This window comes from Mesorhizobium escarrei (assembly GCF_935825525.1).
Classification (GTDB): Bacteria; Pseudomonadota; Alphaproteobacteria; order Rhizobiales; family Rhizobiaceae; genus Mesorhizobium; species Mesorhizobium escarrei.
The window spans coordinates 23,005-40,356 of the sequence record NZ_CAKXZT010000176.1 but is presented as its reverse complement, the minus strand read 5'-3'; the positions used below and the strand labels follow the sequence as shown (position 1 = coordinate 40,356).

At 60.9% G+C, this 17,352-nt stretch carries 18 protein-coding genes and 1 pseudogene; 12 read left to right on the top strand and 7 right to left on the bottom strand.

What is annotated here, in order from left to right; translation table 11 throughout:
* Positions 1-128: 128 nt before the first annotated feature.
* A pseudogene (locus tag NMG80_RS34765) lies at positions 129-1,310 on the bottom strand (helix-turn-helix domain-containing protein); the annotation flags it as partial.
* A 314-nt stretch (positions 1,311-1,624) separates the two neighbouring features.
* Positions 1,625-2,047 (bottom strand): YidB family protein, encoded by a 423-nt coding sequence (locus NMG80_RS34760; protein ID WP_254022321.1) that lies wholly within the window; start codon positions 2,045-2,047, stop codon positions 1,625-1,627.
* 171 nt (positions 2,048-2,218) lie between these two features.
* On the opposite strand from NMG80_RS34760, the gene NMG80_RS34755 reads away from it, so the two are divergent.
* The 4 genes from NMG80_RS34755 (at position 2,219) to NMG80_RS38090 (ending at position 3,917) form a co-directional block, all read left to right on the top strand.
* The gene (locus tag NMG80_RS34755) at positions 2,219-2,608 is read left to right on the top strand and encodes a DUF982 domain-containing protein (protein WP_254022320.1); all 390 of its coding nucleotides are present in this window, start codon (positions 2,219-2,221) and stop codon (positions 2,606-2,608) included.
* Positions 2,609-3,117: 509 nt separating this feature from the next.
* Complete coding sequence (locus NMG80_RS34750) at positions 3,118-3,417, top strand: DUF1236 domain-containing protein (protein WP_254022319.1); 300 nt, start codon at positions 3,118-3,120, stop codon at positions 3,415-3,417.
* A gap of 114 nt (positions 3,418-3,531) precedes the next feature.
* Positions 3,532-3,693: a hypothetical protein gene (locus NMG80_RS34745; protein ID WP_436798752.1), complete on the top strand. Its 162-nt coding sequence runs from the start codon at positions 3,532-3,534 to the stop codon at positions 3,691-3,693.
* A 14-nt stretch (positions 3,694-3,707) separates the two neighbouring features.
* Positions 3,708-3,917 (top strand): hypothetical protein, encoded by a 210-nt coding sequence (locus NMG80_RS38090; RefSeq protein WP_436798751.1) that lies wholly within the window; start codon positions 3,708-3,710, stop codon positions 3,915-3,917.
* Positions 3,918-4,025: 108 nt separating this feature from the next.
* On the opposite strand, the gene NMG80_RS34740 is transcribed toward NMG80_RS38090, so the two are convergent.
* Positions 4,026-5,318 carry an Nramp family divalent metal transporter gene (locus NMG80_RS34740; protein WP_254022318.1) on the bottom strand — a complete coding sequence of 431 codons (1,293 nt, stop codon included), beginning with the start codon at positions 5,316-5,318 and terminating at the stop codon, positions 4,026-4,028.
* Positions 5,319-5,864: 546 nt separating this feature from the next.
* Here NMG80_RS34740 and NMG80_RS34735 point away from each other — a divergent pair.
* Complete coding sequence (locus NMG80_RS34735) at positions 5,865-7,091, top strand: anion transporter (protein WP_254022317.1); 1,227 nt, start codon at positions 5,865-5,867, stop codon at positions 7,089-7,091.
* Positions 7,092-7,243: 152 nt separating this feature from the next.
* Here NMG80_RS34735 and NMG80_RS34730 read toward each other — a convergent pair whose 3' ends face one another.
* Both NMG80_RS34730 and NMG80_RS34725 read right to left on the bottom strand, forming a co-directional pair.
* Positions 7,244-7,633 (bottom strand): YkvA family protein, encoded by a 390-nt coding sequence (locus tag NMG80_RS34730; RefSeq protein ID WP_254022316.1) that lies wholly within the window; start codon positions 7,631-7,633, stop codon positions 7,244-7,246.
* A gap of 124 nt (positions 7,634-7,757) precedes the next feature.
* Positions 7,758-8,927, bottom strand: a complete 1,170-nt coding sequence (locus NMG80_RS34725; RefSeq protein WP_254022315.1) for a cystathionine beta-lyase — start codon at positions 8,925-8,927, stop codon at positions 7,758-7,760.
* A 442-nt stretch (positions 8,928-9,369) separates the two neighbouring features.
* On the opposite strand from NMG80_RS34725, the gene NMG80_RS34720 reads away from it, so the two are divergent.
* From NMG80_RS34720 to NMG80_RS34690, 7 genes are all read left to right on the top strand, one after another.
* A complete protein-coding gene (locus NMG80_RS34720; protein ID WP_254022314.1) occupies positions 9,370-10,398 on the top strand; it encodes an amino acid ABC transporter substrate-binding protein in 1,029 nt (342 codons plus the stop codon).
* Positions 10,399-10,461: 63 nt separating this feature from the next.
* On the top strand, positions 10,462-11,649 hold the full coding sequence (locus NMG80_RS34715; RefSeq protein WP_254022313.1) for an amino acid ABC transporter permease: 1,188 nt from the start codon (positions 10,462-10,464) through the stop codon (positions 11,647-11,649).
* Positions 11,650-11,653: 4 nt separating this feature from the next.
* Positions 11,654-12,811 (top strand): amino acid ABC transporter permease, encoded by a 1,158-nt coding sequence (locus NMG80_RS34710; RefSeq protein ID WP_254022312.1) that lies wholly within the window; start codon positions 11,654-11,656, stop codon positions 12,809-12,811.
* Positions 12,812-12,832: 21 nt separating this feature from the next.
* Positions 12,833-13,636: an amino acid ABC transporter ATP-binding protein gene (locus NMG80_RS34705; RefSeq protein ID WP_023800620.1), complete on the top strand. Its 804-nt coding sequence runs from the start codon at positions 12,833-12,835 to the stop codon at positions 13,634-13,636.
* A gap of 103 nt (positions 13,637-13,739) precedes the next feature.
* Positions 13,740-14,426: a TIGR02117 family protein gene (locus tag NMG80_RS34700; RefSeq protein ID WP_254022311.1), complete on the top strand. Its 687-nt coding sequence runs from the start codon at positions 13,740-13,742 to the stop codon at positions 14,424-14,426.
* A gap of 193 nt (positions 14,427-14,619) precedes the next feature.
* The gene (locus NMG80_RS34695) at positions 14,620-14,913 is read left to right on the top strand and encodes a PadR family transcriptional regulator (RefSeq protein ID WP_254022310.1); all 294 of its coding nucleotides are present in this window, start codon (positions 14,620-14,622) and stop codon (positions 14,911-14,913) included.
* Positions 14,914-15,065: 152 nt separating this feature from the next.
* Positions 15,066-15,464, top strand: coding sequence for a hypothetical protein (locus NMG80_RS34690; RefSeq protein ID WP_254022309.1), 399 nt, complete (start codon positions 15,066-15,068; stop codon positions 15,462-15,464).
* 187 nt (positions 15,465-15,651) lie between these two features.
* On the opposite strand, the gene NMG80_RS34685 is transcribed toward NMG80_RS34690, so the two are convergent.
* Entirely contained in the window at positions 15,652-16,881 is a 1,230-nt protein-coding gene (locus tag NMG80_RS34685; RefSeq protein WP_254022308.1) for an FAD-dependent monooxygenase, read from the bottom strand.
* A 15-nt stretch (positions 16,882-16,896) separates the two neighbouring features.
* A complete protein-coding gene (locus NMG80_RS34680) occupies positions 16,897-17,142 on the bottom strand; it encodes a zinc-finger domain-containing protein (RefSeq protein WP_254022307.1) in 246 nt (81 codons plus the stop codon).
* Between the last annotated feature and the right edge of the window lie 210 nt (positions 17,143-17,352).

The following is a 17,352-nucleotide window of genomic DNA, read 5'->3' as shown; positions in this document are numbered from 1 at the left end:
GTTGTGTTCACGTTCATGAGGTGATCGAGAAGGCAGACCGGGAGGTTTTCCGCTGCAGTCTCTCCCTGCGGCAATCTCAGAAACGGAGAACTGTTACTGATCTCTGTCTCACCTGAGGGGTGCACTTCAATGGGTGACAACCTCGTGCCGAACGGGTTGTCGATGGTCTGCAATGTTCTCTGCTCCAGGTCGATGTATCCGAGATCATAGTGCATGAAGCTGACGAGCCAAATGCCGTCATCGACCTCCTTGATTCCGAGCCTCTGCCCTGCGAGCACGGTTGAGACGTTGATCTTCTTCCTGTGCATGCAGATGCGGCCGCAGGCGGTGACGAGGATATCGCGGTCGTGGAATGGATATTCCACTTCCGGCAACCCTTGATAGGCTCTTGAAGAGGGTGTGTAGAGCTCGGCCGGCGCCTTCATCTGGATCGCCTCGTGTGGTCTTTCGTCATTGAATTCGCTGATGAAAGCATCGAACCTGGCCTGCTGCTGCAAGCTGTTCATGCCGGGCGGGCGGGTCGTTTCGGCCTTGAGGGTGCGATGCATGCGCTCGTGGCGGCCATTCTCGGTTGGACAGCCCGGCCGGATGCGCTCGATGGCAATGCCAAGCCTGAGCCAGAAGACCGAAAGCCTGGAGAGATTGTAGAGGCCATTGGGGGAAGCGAACGGCAGGCCGTTGTCGCTCCTGATGGCCTCGGGCAGACCGCGTTGCCTGAACAGGCGCACGAAGGTCTCGATGACCGGACCTTCCTTGGTCGATTCAAGGGCCTCGCAGGCCAGCACATAGCGCGAGGCCTGGTCGGTTACCGTCAGGGGGTAACAGTACTGTCCGCTGCCGAGCCTGAACTCGCCCTTGAAGTCGGCGCACCATAAGTCATTGGGCCCGGCGGCCTGCGACAGCGGCGTGCCCTCGGCCTTGCAGCGCCGCCTCTGACGGGCATGCTTGATCAGACCGTGGCGGTCGAGCACGGCATGCACCGTGCTCTTGGCTGGAATGCGCACATCGCCGGCCAGCTTGCGGATCAGCAGCTCGCGTATCTTCCTGGCGCCCCAGTGCGGCTTGTCCTTCTTGAGGCGCACGATCGTCCGCTCGATCTGGTCGGGCAACTGATTGGCATATCTCACCGGCCGACGGGTCCGATCGGTGAGCGCCTCGGGGCCTTCATCCTTGTAGCGGTTGAAGATCTTGTAGCCGGTCTTGCGCGAGATGCCGAACTCCCGGCACACATCGCTCATATCTTCCCCGTCAAGCAGACGGGCTACGAACCGTAGACGTTCCTCCATCACCGAACACTCTCTCCACGGCATCAACACCTCCCGTCAAAAGGCGAAAAGTGTTACCCATGTGTCCGGTACGAAACGTCACCTATGTCTCGGGTCGTTCACAGGGTCCATTCTGGACACATAGTATCGGCGATGCGCTAATCGGCTCGCGTCCTCACCCGGAGGCACGGGCTTTCATTTTTCAGCCTCGTGCTTAGAGACTGTTTCGAAATTCGCTCTGGCGAGTCATATGGTGGTGGTTTCGAGAACCGGCGCGCAGCGGACATTTGGGTCCGTGAGCACCGGAAGCGCAGAAAACGCCATCAGATGGCCGCCAGAGTAAAGTTTCCAAACAGTCTCTAAGTGCGACTAGCTCCAGGTACTTCGTCGAGGAGATTTGGACCTTTGCTCACAGGCATCTGGCCGTCGGGAGTAAGCTTGTCCACCGCGTCGGGCAGTTCTTTTGTGAGCCGGTCGAGAAGTTCCTCGCGGGACAAGCCGGTTTGCTCCGCGAGATCGCTCAACGTTTGCGGGTCGATGGCTTTCTCGACTTGGTCGCGCTGAACCGGGCGATTCGATCCTGTACCAACCCAAGAATCGACTTGATCGCCCGCACCCGCATTCCTGAGACGCTCCAGGATGTCGCCGACCCCGCCGGGGGAGCCAGCGTTTTTGGCATCCGTCGAGTTCCTACCGGCGATTAACTCGCCGATCCTATCCCTATTCTTGTAGGCAAGCAGGCCAAGCAAGGCTATGGCGACTTTTCCTATGTCAACGCTCATTTCGCACCTCCTTCCATGAAGAACGGACAAGGCATGCGGCTTTGAAAGGTTCCACGGTATTTGCTGCTGGGCTGGTTTTCAGTTCGGTTAATGGCGATGGGGCTTCCCGGTCGAATCCCCGAAGGACTTCAGCACCGGCGCCGCCGAAACGATCAAGGCTATCGGACGTGCATGTTCAGGCTCGATCGTATCGGACAGCGGCGCTCTGAATCACAAGTATGCAACCACTGCCTTGTCTTCGCGTTTAGCCGCGTTCAATCCTGGCGAGCTTTAAAAATGACCGCGCTCATTCCGATTTCAATCTGCTTGAATGGCAAATCGATGGCGATCGCGTCGATAGCCGACGCTGCGAAAGCGCTGCAGCAACCATGGCCATCCATGGACAAGCCGTCCCGACTTGAAGCAATCCGAATGATCGGGGAATGCCTGGCCGGACATTGCAGTCACCAAGCTGCGTTCGCTGCTTTCGAGGCAGCCGCATCTGAACAGAGGCTTCTCAGGCAAAAGCCTCCAAGCGCAGGCCTCAAGAAATTCGACGGGGTTGCCGAAGACCTTATATGAGGTGATGCTGCCCTCGCGAGCTTGAACCGCTGACAGGCCTCGCCCGGGCGGACTTGGCCAGCCGTGATTGTGGACCAGCCGTGAAGGTGGACCACCCGCCAAAATTGAGGAATGGCGGGTAGTCCTTATCAGCGCAGGAAGGGACGTAGCTGCGCAGATCTCAGTTCGTTCTTGGTCCAATCGTCAAATCCGGCCGATCCCTAGCTAACGACCGTTCGCCAGGAACGTGATGGCGACGGCGAAGACCGCAGCGAGTAACCAGCGGGCTTGGTGGACGCCATTTTCCATCGGCTCCTTCCGTAAACTCACAGCTAGCAACTGCTACGAGCAGCCGCAGTTCCGGGTGGCGCGGTGTCCGGGCTATTACGCGAAAACAGATGAGACTTAGGTCCCGTCTCGAATCAGACCGAAGCCCAACCAAGGAACGTTTGCGGCTGCCTGAGGTTTGGTGAGACTGGCGCGAAGACGATGCCGTTCAGCACAATAGAGCTCACATAAAGGAGGCACTTATGAGTATGCGTCTTTCCACTGCAGCCGCCGGGTTTCTGTTGCTGGCCGGTATCGGCGCCGCTGCCGCTCAGGACGTAGTCATCGAGCCTGAACAGGAGACCGTCATCAGGGAATATGTCAAAAAGCAGCCGCTAGCATCGGTGAAAATCCCTGGAGTGGAGCTCAATATCGGCTCAACCTTGCCCGAAACCGTCGAACTTCGTGAAGTCCCCAACACAAAATACCGTTACGTGGTGGTCGACAACCGGACCGTTATGGTTGACCCGGGCACGCGCAAGATCATCAAAGTCATCGAATGAGCTAAGCGACTGGGAGGACAGCCCGCCGTGCCGAAAGGTGCGGCGGGAAGTCAAGCGACGAGGAATGTGATCACTATGTCGAACCGTGAGATTGGAGCGTCCCAGGCGCTGCGAATGCGCGTGGCCGACCTCAATGAGAGGATGCGCGGCGCCCGGATTACCGAGAACGAACTGAAGACCTTTCGAAAGGTCGCAGCGGTCCTGGAGGGCGGCAAGGGCAGAATCGATGCCGATGATTTGATTGCCGCATCCTTCGTCGTCGAGACGCTGGACTAACAAGAAGTGCTGCAATGTCCCTGTCTCCCAGCCTATTCTCTGTTGGCCTGGCTTTCCAATGCCCGAAGTGCAACTTCACCGTCATCAAGAACGGCAGCTGGTTCCAGGTCGTTTCCCATTACAGGTGCGACGGATGCGGACGCGAGATCCGGATTACCTATCCCGACAAGATTGCGATCTTCCAGAAGCACGCGCACTTGGCGACGCCGCCGGGAGCGCGGTAGCTGCGGCAGATGTCCAGACCAACTCCTTCATCGCCAACTCCTTTATTGCCAACCCTTCAATGAAAGTGAGCTCGAATTGCCGGGCTCGAGCGCGAGTGTCATGGTGACCTAGATAAACCAGGTCGCCACCAGCCCCAAAGACGCGGAAAAGATTGCGATCGTGGTAGCCCACCCCAGGGCGTTGGTTGTCCGGCTGTTGACCTTGTCTCCCATGATCCGCGGGTTGTTCGTCATCAGCATGATGAGAAGAAGCAGTGGCGGCGTGGAAAAGCCCTGCACGATACCGGACCAGACGAGCGCCTTCATTGGGTTGAAACCCAGGAAATTCAGGCCAACAGCAATCAGCGTGAAGGCGCCGATCGCGATATAGAACTTTGGCGCCTCACGCGGCTTGGCATCAAGGCTGTGCTCCCATCCAACTGCCTGCGCCAGATCGTATGCCGCACCTGTCGTCATGACCGGAACGGCAAGGAACCCGACCCCGATCACGCCGGCAGCGAACAGTACGCCAGCGGCTGCGCCCGCGAGCGGCTTGAGAGCTTCGGCTGCTTGAGCTGCCGTCTCGACGTCGTGCTCGCCGGCTTCATAGAGCGTAGACCCTGTCGACAGGATGATGAAGTACATGATGAGGTTGGAAAAAATCATGCCGATCAGGATATCGCGGCGGGAGCGGCGCAGTTCACCGTCCGTGGCACCCTTGCGCTTCTTCAGCGTCGTCCTCCCCTCGGCAATCTCTTCCTCTACCTCCTCATTCGACTGCCAGGTGTAGAGATACGCTGAAAGGGTGGTGCCGATGATGGCCACCAGAATGGACAGGAACTCGCGGCTGAACTGGATCTTCGGAACAAGGGTTCCCCACAGCACGGCTGCTGCATCCGGCTTTGCCATGATGGCTGAGCCGACATAGGCAAGCAGGGCCAGCGCGAGCCAGCGGAAGATGTTGCGTATGAGCGTGTAGGAGCCCCAAAGCTGGAGAGCAAAGATCGCGGCCGCGACTCCAATCACAATGAGGGGGATTGGAACAGGAAGGAAGATGTTGATGGATGCAGCCATGCCGCCGAGATCGGCGGCTGCTTCGATCGTGTTGCCGATCAGCACGCCCACGAGAACAGCCCAGAGCAGCCATCGGGGATAGAAGTCCTTGATCGCATGAAAGAGGCCGCGGCCCGAAACCTGTCCAAGCTTCGACGAGAGATACACGACCGTGTACATCATCGGCAGCGTTACAGGAGCGGTCCACAGCAGATCCGGGCCAAAGCGCGCACCCGCACTTGCATAGGTGCCGATCGCCGAGCAATCGTCGTCAGCGGCGCCGGTGATAAGGCCTAGTCCAAGTGCTCGCCCTATGCCGTCCTTCTTGTCTTCCCGTGGTGAAGTGGCGTTACGATCGCGCTGCGTCATTGCGGCCACGCCGCGCAAAGAGCGTCACGCGCAAGCACGACCAAAACGTCGCGAGCAATTATCCCATAAATGTACTGCAGCACGGGAGTGGATCTCATTCCGGCAAACCTCTACCGCCGTTCCAACTCCGCAATCGGCTGCTTGTTCCAGCGTCAGCCGGGTGTTCAGCGCTCGCCTTGGCCGAAGGCGCGTTTTTCGCTTTGCCTGGTCGGCCGGCCCCAAGGGTGGGGACAGTCTCGATCTTGGCCATGATCGAGCCACGATTTCAAATGAGCTTGGGCCTCTTCTAAGCCTTTCATCTTTTGACGGAACCACCCGGCGTTTTACGAGAAATTCTGCCGGTGTGATTGTATGCATGAGTTGGCCGATGGTGCGCCAGTCGCTTCAATGGTTCGACGCCGTGCGCGTCACATAAATGTTAGATGTTGCCAAAAAAGGCTTGCTCGATCGGATTGAGCTCGGGTGAGTACGGCGGCAGCAATCACAGCTTGCGCCGGCTACCCTTATGGCCTGGGGCAGGGCGGATCTGAACGGGGCTTTTCCAAGTTGACTTTGATAGGCGCGGCGGCACTGCTGATTCTGCTCCTGACCTATGCCGGCGTCGCCGTCGGCACGATCCCCGGCCTGCGCCTCGACCGGGCAGGCATCGCGCTGCTCGGCGGTGCGGCGATGATCGCCATCGGCGCACTCAGCCTGGAGGACGCATACCGCGCCATCAGTTTCGACACGATCACGCTGTTGCTCGGCATGATGATCGTTGTGGCGCATCTGAAAGTCTCGGGCGCCTTCCGTGCGCTCGGCGCCGTTGCCATCGAGCATGCGCATGCGCCGTTCATGCTGCTGGTGATGGTGACGCTGCTGACCGGGGTGCTGTCAGCGTTTCTGGTCAACGACGCGATCTGCCTGGTCCTGGCGCCGATCGTCGTTCACGTCACCCGCGTCATCAACCGAAACCCTGTCCCCTATCTGATCGCCACCGCCACGGCGTCGAATTGCGGCAGCGTCGCCACCATCACCGGCAACCCGCAGAATATGGTCATAGGCGCGCTGTCGGGGATTTCCTATCCGGCCTTTTCGGCGGCCCTGGCGCCGGTCGCGCTGTTCGGCCTCGTCGCCGTCGTCGTCATCGTGCGCATCGTCTATCGCGCCGAGTTCGCGCGCAATGCCGAACTCAGCCCCGAAGTCTATCGCGGCCGCATGTTGCCGGGTCAGGTACTCAAGGCGGTGGTGGTCTGCATCGGGCTGGCGATCGCCTTCTTTGCTGGCGTTCCGGTCGCCAAGGCGGCGCTCATCGGCGGCGCCGTTCTTCTCGTGACCCGTGCCATAAAGCCGGCGCGCATCTACCGCGAGATCGACGGGCCGCTGCTGTTCATGTTCGCCGGCCTGTTCATCGTCGTCGCCGGCGCCGAGAAGACGCTGCTCACGCCCGACATCATAGCCTCGGCAAAAGGCCTCGGGCTGGACGACGTCTGGCGGCTGTCCGGCTTCACCGCGGTGCTGTCCAACATCATGAGCAATGTTCCGGCCGTGCTGGCGCTGCGGCCGTTCATACCCGGCCTGGAAGACCCCGAGCGCGCTTGGCTGGTCGTCGCGATGAGCTCGACGCTCGCCGGCAATTTCACGCTGCTCGGCTCGGTGGCCAATCTGATTGTCGCCGAGCACGCGCGGGTCTCCGGCACACCGCTGTCGTTCGCTGCCTTCTTCAAGGTCGGGCTGCCGCTGACGCTGGTTACGCTGCTTGCCGGGACGGCGTGGCTGGCGCTTGGGTTTTAGGCCGCCGGCGCAGCAGGCTAATGCATGTCGCGCAAAAAGTGTGCAGCGGTTTTGCGATAACGACATGCATAAAACAACAACCTAAAGCGCGTCGCGTGAGGCCGGTCAAACGCGACGCGCTTGAGGCGGTTTCAAGTCCAAGCCTGATCGGACTATTTGGCGTGGGTGGGCCAGAACGCCCAGATCAGCAAAGCTGCCAAAGCCAGCCAGAGCGCCACGACAAAGAACATCCCCATCCTGCTTTGCGGCTGTTTTTCGAGCGCGGCAGCCCGCGCTCGAAACTCGTCCATCAGCGGCGGCGGAACAAGCCTGATGGCCAGGATTACGCCGAGCGGCACTATGATCAGATCGTCGATATAGCCGACCACGGGAATGAAATCCGGGATCAGATCGATTGGGGAAAGCGCATAGGCGGCCACCATCCCGGCAACGAATTTTGCAAACCAGGGCACCCGAGGGTCGCGCGCGGCGAACCACAGGGCGACGACATCAAGCTTGATGTCGCGCGCCCGGCTCTTTGCCGTTTCCAGCCAGGCTTTCATGGCGTCACTTTAGCACAGATTGTCCGCCGGGACATTCGCGCTTGTATGTGCGGAATTCTCTTGTTTACGAGTAGATTACCCGCGTTGGCGAATTGGATCTAGCAAGACGCGAGGGCGCGAGCCTTCAAGCGGCCGCGGCGGCGGCGAGGCCGCGCGCCAGATCGGCCTTGAGGTCATCGACGTCCTCGAGCCCGATCTGCAGGCGGATGAGCGGGCCGTCATAAGGGCCCTTGGCGACGACGCGGTCGCCGAGCAACACCGGCACCGCTAGGCTCTCATAGCCGCCCCAGGAATAGCCGAGGCCGAATATCCTGAGCGCGTCGAGAAAAGCATGCTGCTGCTTCTGGCCGCCGCCCTTGAGCACGATTGAAAATATGCCGCTCGAGCCGCAGAAGTCGCGCTTCCAGAGGTCGTGGTCGGGATGGCTGGCAAGCGCTGGATGCAGCACGCGTGCCACGCCCGGCTGGCCCTCCAGCCAGCCGGCGATCGCCAGAGCGCTGCGCTGATGGTGGTCGAGGCGCACGCCCATCGTGCGCAGGCCGCGCAGCACCTGATAGACGTCGTCCGGCCCGGCGCAGCAGCCCATCGTGTAGAAGGTCTCGCAAAGCTGTTTCCAGCAGGCCTTGTTGGCCGACGCGGTGCCGAGCAGCACGTCGGAATGGCCAGCCGGATATTTCGTCGCCGCATGGATCGAGATGTCGACGCCGTGGTCGAGCGGGCGGAAGTAGAGCGGCGTCGCCCAGGTGTTGTCCATCATGACGATCGCACCTGCGGCGTGCGCCGCGCTGGCGATGGCCGGTATGTCCTGGACGTCGAAAGTGTTGGAGGCTGGCGATTCGGTGAACACGACCCTGGTGTTGGGCTTGATCAGCGCCGTTATACCGGCACCGACATGCGGATCGTAGTACTCGACCTCGACGCCCAGCCGTTTCAGCACCGTGTCGGCGAAATTGCGTGTTGGGTGATAGACGGAATCGACAATCAGGACATGGTCGCCCGCCGACAGGAAGGCGAGCAGCGGCACCGTCACCGCCGCCAGGCCGGAGGGCACCACAATCGTACCGGCCGAGCCTTCCAGCCCATCGATGGCGCTGGCAAGCGCGTCGGTGGTCGGCGTGCCGCGCGTGCCGTAGGTGTATTTCTGGCTGCGTGCCGCCATCATCGCCGCGTTGGGATAGAGCACGGTCGAGGCATGCACGACCGGCGGGTTGACGAAGCCGAAATAGTCGTGCGGATTGTTGCCCGAGTGGGCAAGCCGCGTGTTGATGCCCATTTGGTTGCCGTCTTTTGTCATTGCGCTTCGCCTCTGATGAAGCGCTAGCCATAGTGCGGCGGCATTGGCCGCGCAACCGTTCGCCATCCGTCAGCCGGCGGACTTTGGATGTGCCAATTGATTCCATGACAAGTCAGTCATGCGCGGTAAATCCGAGGGACGGGTTTGCCGGCGCAGCCCCGATTCGCGTTGACCGGACTTTGCCGGCTTTGTTCGCACCGCTGGCTAATTTCCAGGCGCGTTTGTCTGCAATTCAGGCATTTGCGGCAATTGCTTTCGAACTCTTTCGGTTTCGGTCATTTTCCTTGACCTCACTGGAATAATCGCCTTCGATGCAGTTCGTGAATGGGAGGCAGCGCGTCGGTTGCGATGCGGGTTCCGGGAATGGGCCGGAACGGGAAGCTGCGTTCACGCGGAAAAAAGTCAGGTTCGCCTGAAAAAAACAGAAAAGGGTCTGTGGGTTATGAAACACATTGCAATCGGCATTCTGGGCGCCGCCACGCTTGGATTGGTCGCTTCGGCCGCTTCGGCGGCCACGCTCGATGACGTCAAGGCCAAGGGCTTCGTCCAATGCGGCGTCTCGACCGGACTGGCCGGCTTCTCGGCGCCGGACGACAAGGGCGACTGGCAAGGCCTCGATGCGGACTTCTGCCGCGCTGTCGCGGCCGCCGTGTTCGGCGATGGCACCAAGGTCAAGTTCACGCCGCTCAGTGCCAAGGAACGCTTCACCGCCCTCCAGTCAGGCGAGATCGACGTCCTGTCGCGCAACACCACCTGGACCATCAACCGCGATACAGCGCTTGGTCTGAACTTCGTCGGTGTCACCTATTATGACGGACAGGGCTTCATGATCAACGCCAAGAAGCTGCCGGGAGTGAATTCCGCGCTGCAGCTTTCGGGCGCGGCGGTCTGCGTGCAGAGCGGCACCACGACCGAGCTCAACCTCGCTGACTACTTCAAGACGAACAAGATGGAGTACAGCCCGGTCGTCTTCGAACAGCTGTCAGAGGTCGACGCGGCCTATGACGCCGGCCGTTGCGATGTCTACACCACCGACCAATCAGGGCTTTACGGCATCCGGCTGACGCTGGGCTCGCCCGCCGACCACGTCGTGCTGCCTGAGATCATCTCCAAGGAACCGCTCGGACCGGCCGTGCGCCAGGGTGACGACCAGTGGTACCACATCGTCAAGTGGACCTATTTTGCGCTATTGCAGGCAGAGGAGCTCGGCATCACCAAGGCCAATGTCGAGGAAATGAAGGCCTCGGACAATCCCGAGATCAAGCGCGTGCTCGGCCAGGAGGCCGATACCAAGATCGGCACCGATCTCGGCGTCTCCAACGACTGGGTCGTCAACATCGTCAAGACCGTCGGCAATTACGGCGAAATGTTCGAACGCACTGTCGGGTCGGGCAGCCCGCTGAAGATCGCGCGCGGCATCAACGCGCTGTGGACCAAGGGCGGTCTGCAATACTCTCCGCCGATCCGCTGATCGAAATGTGATCCGGGAGGCAGATCGTCTGCCTCCCGGTTTCTCTTTCCAGGGGATGGTCGAATGGCATCGCAGGAAATTCTTCGCGAGGAGCCAAGCCGCGGCTCCTTCATCAATGATCCAAAGGTCCGCGGCATAGTCTTCCAGGCGGTGGTCGTCATCGTGCTGGTTGCGTTGGTCTGGTGGATCGTCCAAAACACCATAGACAATCTGACGCGCCTGCGCATTGCGTCAGGCTTCGGCTTCCTCAGGGGCCGCGCCGGCTTCGACATCAGTGACAGCGCCATCGCCTATTCGTCGGATTCGACCTATGGCCGCGCCATTCTGGTCGGCTTCGTCAACACGCTCATCGTTGCCTTCGCCGGCATCGTCACCGCCACCATTATCGGCTTTATCCTCGGCGTCGGCCGGCTTTCGCACAACTGGCTGATCCGCAAGATCTGCATGGTCTATGTCGAGGTCTTTCGCAACATCCCGCCGCTGCTGGTCATCTTCTTCTGGTATTCCGGCGTGCTTTCGGTGCTGCCGCCGCCGCGTGAAAGCATCAATTTGCCGTTCAGCTCCTTTCTCAACCAACGCGGCTTTTATTTTCCACGCGCCGTCTGGGGCGAAGGCTCCTGGCTGATCCTGGTCGCTTTGCTTCTCGGCATCGCCATGGCGTGGTTCGTCGCCCGCAAGGCGCGTCAGCGGCAGATGGCGACCGGCCAGCAATTCCCTGTGTTCTGGACATCGGCGGCTTTGATCATCGGCTTGCCGTTGCTGGCCTACGCGCTCAGCGGCTTCCCGCTGAGCTTCGATTATCCAAAGCAATCGACCTTCAACCTGACTGGCGGCTTTCAGGTCAAGCCGGAGTTCCTGTCGCTCTACCTGGCGCTGTCCTTTTATACGGCGGCCTTCATCGCCGAAATCGTGCGGGCCGGCATCATGGGCGTCAGCAAGGGTCAGACCGAGGCAGCCGGTGCGCTCGGGCTGCGGCCGGGATCGATCCTGCGGCTTGTCGTCATTCCGCAAGCTATGCGCATCGTCATTCCGCCGCTGACCAGCCAATATCTGAACCTGACCAAGAACTCGTCGCTGGCCATCGCCATCGGCTACCCGGACCTCACGGCGACGACCGGCACGGTGCTGAACCAGACCGGCCAAGCGATTGAGTGCGTGCTGATCATGATGGTGGTTTATCTCGCACTCAGCCTGTTGACGTCGGCGGTCATGAACGTGATCAACGCCAGAATGGCCCTGGTGGAGAGGTAGCGACATGCAGGAGCACGATCTTTCCTTCGTCCGCGTCGAAATGGCGCTGGCACAGTCGGCGCCTGCAAGCGAGCGCGGCCTTGGCGCCTGGATACGCAAGAACCTGATTGCGTCGACCGGTGACACGATCCTGACCATCATCGGCATTGTGCTGGTCGCGATGATCCTGCCGCAACTGATCAGCTGGGCCTTCATCAACGCCCAATGGACCGGCGCGGACCGTACCTTTTGCGCCACGGTGGCACAGGGCGGCATCCAGCCTGACGGTTGGTCCGGCGCCTGTTGGGCCTTCGTCAACGCCAAGTTCGGCCAGTTCATGTTCGGCCGCTATCCGATCGATGAGCGCTGGCGGCCGATCCTGGTTGCCATCCTGTTCGTGGCGCTTCTGGTGCCGCTACTCATCCCGAAGGTGCCGCGCAAGGGCCTGAACGCCATCTTGTTCTTCGGGGCGCTGCCGATCTTTGCCTTCATCCTGCTGGTTGGTGGCGTGTTCGGCCTGCCGCATGTGGAAACCCCGCTATGGGGCGGGCTGCTGGTGACGCTCACCCTGTCCTTCGTCGGTATTGCCGTGTCGCTGCCGCTCGGCATCGTGCTGGCGCTCGGCCGGCGCTCGAAGATGCCGATCGTCAAGATGCTGTGCGTCATCTTTATCGAGACGGTGCGCGGCATCCCGCTGATCACCGTGCTGTTCATGGCCAGCGTCATGCTGCCGCTGTTCCTGCCGGCCGGCGTCAGCTTCGACAAGTTCCTGCGCGCGCTGATCGGTGTCTCGCTGTTTGCCGCTGCCTATATGGCCGAAGTGGTGCGGGGCGGCCTGCAGGCGATCCCCAAGGGCCAGTATGAGGGTGCGGATTCGCTCGGCCTCGGCTACTGGCAGAAGATGGGCCTGATCGTGCTACCGCAGGCGCTGAAGCTGGTTATTCCCGGCATCGTCAATACTTTCATTGGCATGTTCAAGGACACCAGCCTGGTCTCGATCATCTCGATGTTCGACCTGCTCGGCGTCGTCAAACAGAATTTTAACGACCCCAACTGGGCAACGCCGCAAACGGCCAGGTCCGGCCTGGTGTTCGCTGCCTTCGTCTTCTGGCTGTTCTGTTTCGGCATGTCGCGCTATTCGATGTTCACGGAACGCCGGCTCGACACCGGCCACAAGCGCTAAGAACAAAAAAGGGAACCTTCCATGACAATAGAAAATGCAGTCAGTGCGGAAGAGATCAAGGTCAATGCCGCCAAGATGCAGGTTTCCACAACCGATGTCGCCATCGACATCATCGCCATGCACAAATGGTACGGCGAATTCCATGTGCTGAAGGACATCAACCTGAAGGTGATGCGCGGCGAGCGCATCGTCATTTGCGGTCCTTCTGGCTCCGGCAAATCGACGATGATCCGCTGCATCAACCGGCTGGAAGAGCACCAGAAGGGCAAGATCATCGTCGACGGCAAGGAATTGACCAACGATCTGAAGAAGATTGACGAGGTGCGCCGCGAGGTCGGCATGGTGTTCCAGCACTTCAACCTGTTCCCGCATTTGACCATCCTGGAAAACTGCACGCTGGCGCCGATCTGGGTGCGCAAGACGCCGAAGAAGCAGGCCGAGGAAATCGCCATGCACTTCCTCACGCGCGTCAAGATCCCGGAACAGGCCAACAAATATCCCGGCCAGCTTTCCGGCGGCCAGCAGCAGCGCGTCGCCATAGCCCGCTCGTTGTGCATGAATCCGCGCATCATGCTGTTCGACGAGCCGACCTCTGCGCTCGATCCGGAAATGATCAAGGAAGTGCTGGAGACGATGGTTGGCCTCGCCGAAGAGGGCATGACCATGCTCTGCGTCACCCACGAGATGGGCTTTGCACGCAAGGTCGCCAACCGGGTGATCTTCATGGATCAGGGCCAGATCGTCGAGCAGAACACGCCGGCCGAGTTCTTCGACAATCCGCGCCACGAGCGCACAAAACTGTTCCTGTCGCAGATCCTGCACTGATCGCTCTCATGCAAATCAGAAGAGCCCGGCCGAAATCCGGCCGGGCTCTTTTGCGTCTGAGCCGTCAGCAGGCGATTGCGCCCCGATTGCGAGGCCGTCCCTCATGAGAAAGCCGTCCCTCGTGAAAAAGCTTGGGCGCTTTCTCGCCAGTCTGGTGGTGGCAATCGTGCTTGCCGTGATGCTGGGCACAGTCATTCCACGGCCGCTTTTGCCGGCGGCCGCCGCCGACCCCGTCGCCACCAGGCACATCCTGGTGCTGAAAAATCCGATCCACACCGATATCGCCGTCCCGGTCGATGACGATGTGCGCAAGCGCTTCCATTTCCTGGTCGATGGCGGCATTCCGGCCGACATGGCTGAGGTCCGCTATATCGTCTTCGGCTGGGGAGGCCGCGCCTTTTATCTGGAGACGCCGACCTGGTCGGAACTGAAGGCGGTGCCGGTGATGAAGGCGCTGACCATTGACGCTTCGGTGATGCATGTCGATGTCGCCGGCAACATCGTCGAGCCGCATCCCGACGTCGCCGGCTTCGACATCAGCGAGGAGCGCTTTGCAGCACTGCTCGACTTTATCGCGGCGAGTTTCCAGCAAGGGCCGAATGGTCCGATCCTGATCGAGAATGCCGCCTATTCCAGGTTCGACCGCTTCTACGAAGCCAACGGCCATTTCAATGCGCTGGTCGGCTGCAACACCTGGACAGCGGCGGCTCTGCGTATCGCCGGACTGCGGACAGGCTGGTGGAATCCGCTGCCGGCCTCGCTCGACCTGTCGATGCGGATTTACAACTGAAGGCGAGGCACCGCTAGGATTTGCGAGGCCGCGTTGCCCGGCGACGAACGCGTGAACGGCCTTTACCAGCCCGCGCCGATCGATGAAGCCGAAGTGCTGGCGAAGGCGATTTATCGCCACGGTCGAGAAGGTGACGCAGCCTTGATTTCCAGTCTTACACGTTGTAGAAGTCACTCTTACAGGAGCAAACCGAATGAATGACATGCCGCGCGTTTCACGCGTCGAGTTTGAGATTCTGAGCCTACTACGCTCAAAGGAGATGTACGGGCTCGAACTGGTGAAGGAGTCTTCGATCTTGAAGCGGGGAACCGTGTACGTGACGCTCGAGCGGATGACCGACAAAGGCTACGTCAAATCTCGCGAAGCCGAGCGAGGGCCGCATGAGAGTGGTCTGCCGCGACGCATCTACAGTATCTCTGCGTTGGGGCAACGCGCGTTGGCTGCCTCACAAGCCGCCGCCGCCGTCTGGGAAGCTGTCGCTCAATGAGGGTGCTTCGCGCTGTTTCCAAGGCAATTGAAGATTATGTGCTCGGGCCGCCAGCGCAGCGCAAAACAAGGGCGGCCGATCGCAGAGTTCGCTTGGGTCACGTACTTCCCTTGGGGAACCGTCCCGCAGCGAGAATAACTCGCGAAATTCTCATGTCCATAGATGACCTGAAATATGGTCTGCCGCAAATTAGATCCCGGCCGATTCGGCTGGCACTTGGGATTTTATTCGCCCCCGCCTTGCTTATGAACGATGCCGTTATATTTGCTCTTCGCATCGCTTCAATGAAGAAGCGCGCTATCGTTTCCGCTCCTGCTTCTAAGGTTCTGGCATTGATCAAGTTCCTTGTGCCGAAGAAGGCTTTCGACCGCATCTTCGCCCAGGCGGTCGAGGATTTCCGCGAGGAATACTACCTCGAATTGGCCGAAGGGAGGGTATGGCGCGCCCGCTGGCTTCACGTCGGCCTTTATCTGACGCTGCTCTCGACGACCGCTCTATGGCTAGGAACATCAGCTGCAAAGAAAGCAGTCAACCTCTGGAAGATCACCTAGGCGGCTGAACCGCCTCACCCTCTGTCCTGCCGGTGATCTCCCCCGAAAGGGAGGAAGATCGGTCGCCATCCCGGCGTTCGCCACTCTCCAAGGTTGGAGGAACGAGTGGCACTCAAACTGCCAATCCCCTTGCAGGGGAGATGTCCGGCAGGACAGAGGGGGCGCTGTCCCGCCGACGATCGAGCTTTCATCGCCGATCGACGATTTCCGGCGGCCGCCAGCCATAGAGCCAGTCGAGATCGGCCGCGAGCTTTTCCGGCGACCGCAGCTTCAGGAACAGGTTGCGCGCGACCGCCACCGGCCCGGAAGCGTGCCAGGCGAGGCGGTTGACGGCACCGCGGCGGGCGACCTTGGCGATGCGCGGCCGCCGCACCTTTTCCCAGGCGGCAAGCGCGCCCCAGGGATCGGCGGGTGAGGCCGCGACAAAGCCGGCAAGGATTGCGGCATCCTCGATCGCCATCGCAGCCCCCTGCGCCGCGAACGGCGTCATCGCATGCGCCGCATCGCCGATCAGCGCGATGCCGGCCGGCGTCGTCCATGGCTGTGCCTGCTCGACCGTATGGATCGGCCATGTGGTCCACGGGCCGGCATCCTCGGCAAGCCGGGCCAGTGCTGCCGCCGTGCCACGCATGGCGCCGACGAGCATATTGGGGTCGGCGTGGCCCGACCAGCGCTCGGCGATGATCTCGCCCCTGGTGAAGGCAGCCAGGTTGAACGCCGTGCCGTTGCTGACTGGATAAGCGACGAGGTGGAAGCCGGGATGCAGGAAGGTGGTCACGCAATTGGCGGCGCCGACCGCCGCAAGGGCTTCTCCTGCGACACTGTCTGCACTGATCGTAGCGCGCCAGGCAAGCTCGCCCGAAAACCGGCTTTTGGCGGCAAACCCGCCAAAAGCGCGGATCGCCGACCAGACGCCGTCGGCGCCGATCAGCAAAAAGCCGCCGGCTTCGACTGTCTTGCCGGCAATCTCGACTGTTGCCGTGGCATGGCGCGGTCCTGTGGCGATGCCGCCGACGCGCGCGCCGGTGACGAGACTGATGTCCGGCCGTTCGGCAAGGCGCGCCATCAGCGCGTCTTGCAGATCAGCCCGATGAGCGACGAGATAGGGCGCCTGCCAGCGCCTTTCGGCTGCTTGGCCAAGCGGCACCCGCGCCAGCTCACGCAGCGTGGCGGCGTCCTTGAGCACGACCGCCTCCGGCCGCACCGCCGCCGGCAACAGCCGGTCGAGCACGCCGAGCTGGCGAAGGAAGCGCGTCGCGTTGGGTGAGAGCTGGATGCCGGCGCCGGCCGCTTCGAGGCGCGGCGCCTGTTCGAACAGCCGCACCAGATAGCCGCGCTCGGAAAACGCCAGTGCCGCGGTCAGTCCGGCGACGCCGGCTCCGGCGATAACGACCTGCCGGGACCGGGTGTCGTCCATGGGATGGTGTGCGCGTCAGGCGGCCTGGTCGATATACAGGCATCCGGCAGGCTGCGTTTCCGTCGCCTTCAGCTTTGGCGAATAGCGATAAAGCGTCGAGCAATAGGGGCAGACCTTTTCATTGTCGTCGCCCATGTCGAGAAACACATGCGGATGGTCGAAAGGCGGGTTGGCGCCGGTGCACATGAATTCCTTGACGCCGATGTCGATCGCCGGATAGCCCGCATCGTTCTGGAAATGGGGAATGGAACCGCCTGCCATCGTCGTCTCCTGCATTTGCCGCATGACCCGGATCATGCGCAAAATCAAAATTCCACCGCATCCTTTGCGCGTCCAAAGGACGCGCCGCGCTGTACCTGGATTGCATCTGGATCATAAGCAGTCTCTTTGCAAGATCGATGAAATCAAACTGTCGTAAAAGCCTGTCACAGGATAAGCTGAGCCGGTTAAGGCATGGTCCGAAAACCGAAT

Excerpts from the sequence above, each read along its gene's own strand:
- NMG80_RS34760 (WP_254022321.1), bottom strand. The coding sequence starts at position 2,047 with ATGAGCGTTGACATAGGAAAAGTCGCCATAGCCTTGCTTGGCCTGCTT.
- NMG80_RS34755 (WP_254022320.1), top strand. The coding sequence starts at position 2,219 with ATGTTCAGGCTCGATCGTATCGGACAGCGGCGCTCTGAATCACAAGTA.
- NMG80_RS34750 (WP_254022319.1), top strand. The coding sequence starts at position 3,118 with ATGAGTATGCGTCTTTCCACTGCAGCCGCCGGGTTTCTGTTGCTGGCC.
- NMG80_RS34745 (WP_436798752.1), top strand. The coding sequence starts at position 3,532 with ATGCGCGTGGCCGACCTCAATGAGAGGATGCGCGGCGCCCGGATTACC.
- NMG80_RS38090 (WP_436798751.1), top strand. The coding sequence starts at position 3,708 with ATGTCCCTGTCTCCCAGCCTATTCTCTGTTGGCCTGGCTTTCCAATGC.
- NMG80_RS34740 (WP_254022318.1), bottom strand. The coding sequence starts at position 5,318 with ATGACGCAGCGCGATCGTAACGCCACTTCACCACGGGAAGACAAGAAG.
- NMG80_RS34730 (WP_254022316.1), bottom strand. The coding sequence starts at position 7,633 with ATGAAAGCCTGGCTGGAAACGGCAAAGAGCCGGGCGCGCGACATCAAG.
- NMG80_RS34725 (WP_254022315.1), bottom strand. The coding sequence starts at position 8,927 with ATGACAAAAGACGGCAACCAAATGGGCATCAACACGCGGCTTGCCCAC.
- NMG80_RS34720 (WP_254022314.1), top strand. The coding sequence starts at position 9,370 with ATGAAACACATTGCAATCGGCATTCTGGGCGCCGCCACGCTTGGATTG.
- NMG80_RS34715 (WP_254022313.1), top strand. The coding sequence starts at position 10,462 with ATGGCATCGCAGGAAATTCTTCGCGAGGAGCCAAGCCGCGGCTCCTTC.
- NMG80_RS34710 (WP_254022312.1), top strand. The coding sequence starts at position 11,654 with ATGCAGGAGCACGATCTTTCCTTCGTCCGCGTCGAAATGGCGCTGGCA.
- NMG80_RS34705 (WP_023800620.1), top strand. The coding sequence starts at position 12,833 with ATGACAATAGAAAATGCAGTCAGTGCGGAAGAGATCAAGGTCAATGCC.
- NMG80_RS34700 (WP_254022311.1), top strand. The coding sequence starts at position 13,740 with ATGAGAAAGCCGTCCCTCGTGAAAAAGCTTGGGCGCTTTCTCGCCAGT.
- NMG80_RS34695 (WP_254022310.1), top strand. The coding sequence starts at position 14,620 with ATGAATGACATGCCGCGCGTTTCACGCGTCGAGTTTGAGATTCTGAGC.
- NMG80_RS34690 (WP_254022309.1), top strand. The coding sequence starts at position 15,066 with ATGTCCATAGATGACCTGAAATATGGTCTGCCGCAAATTAGATCCCGG.
- NMG80_RS34685 (WP_254022308.1), bottom strand. The coding sequence starts at position 16,881 with ATGGACGACACCCGGTCCCGGCAGGTCGTTATCGCCGGAGCCGGCGTC.
- NMG80_RS34680 (WP_254022307.1), bottom strand. The coding sequence starts at position 17,142 with ATGGCAGGCGGTTCCATTCCCCATTTCCAGAACGATGCGGGCTATCCG.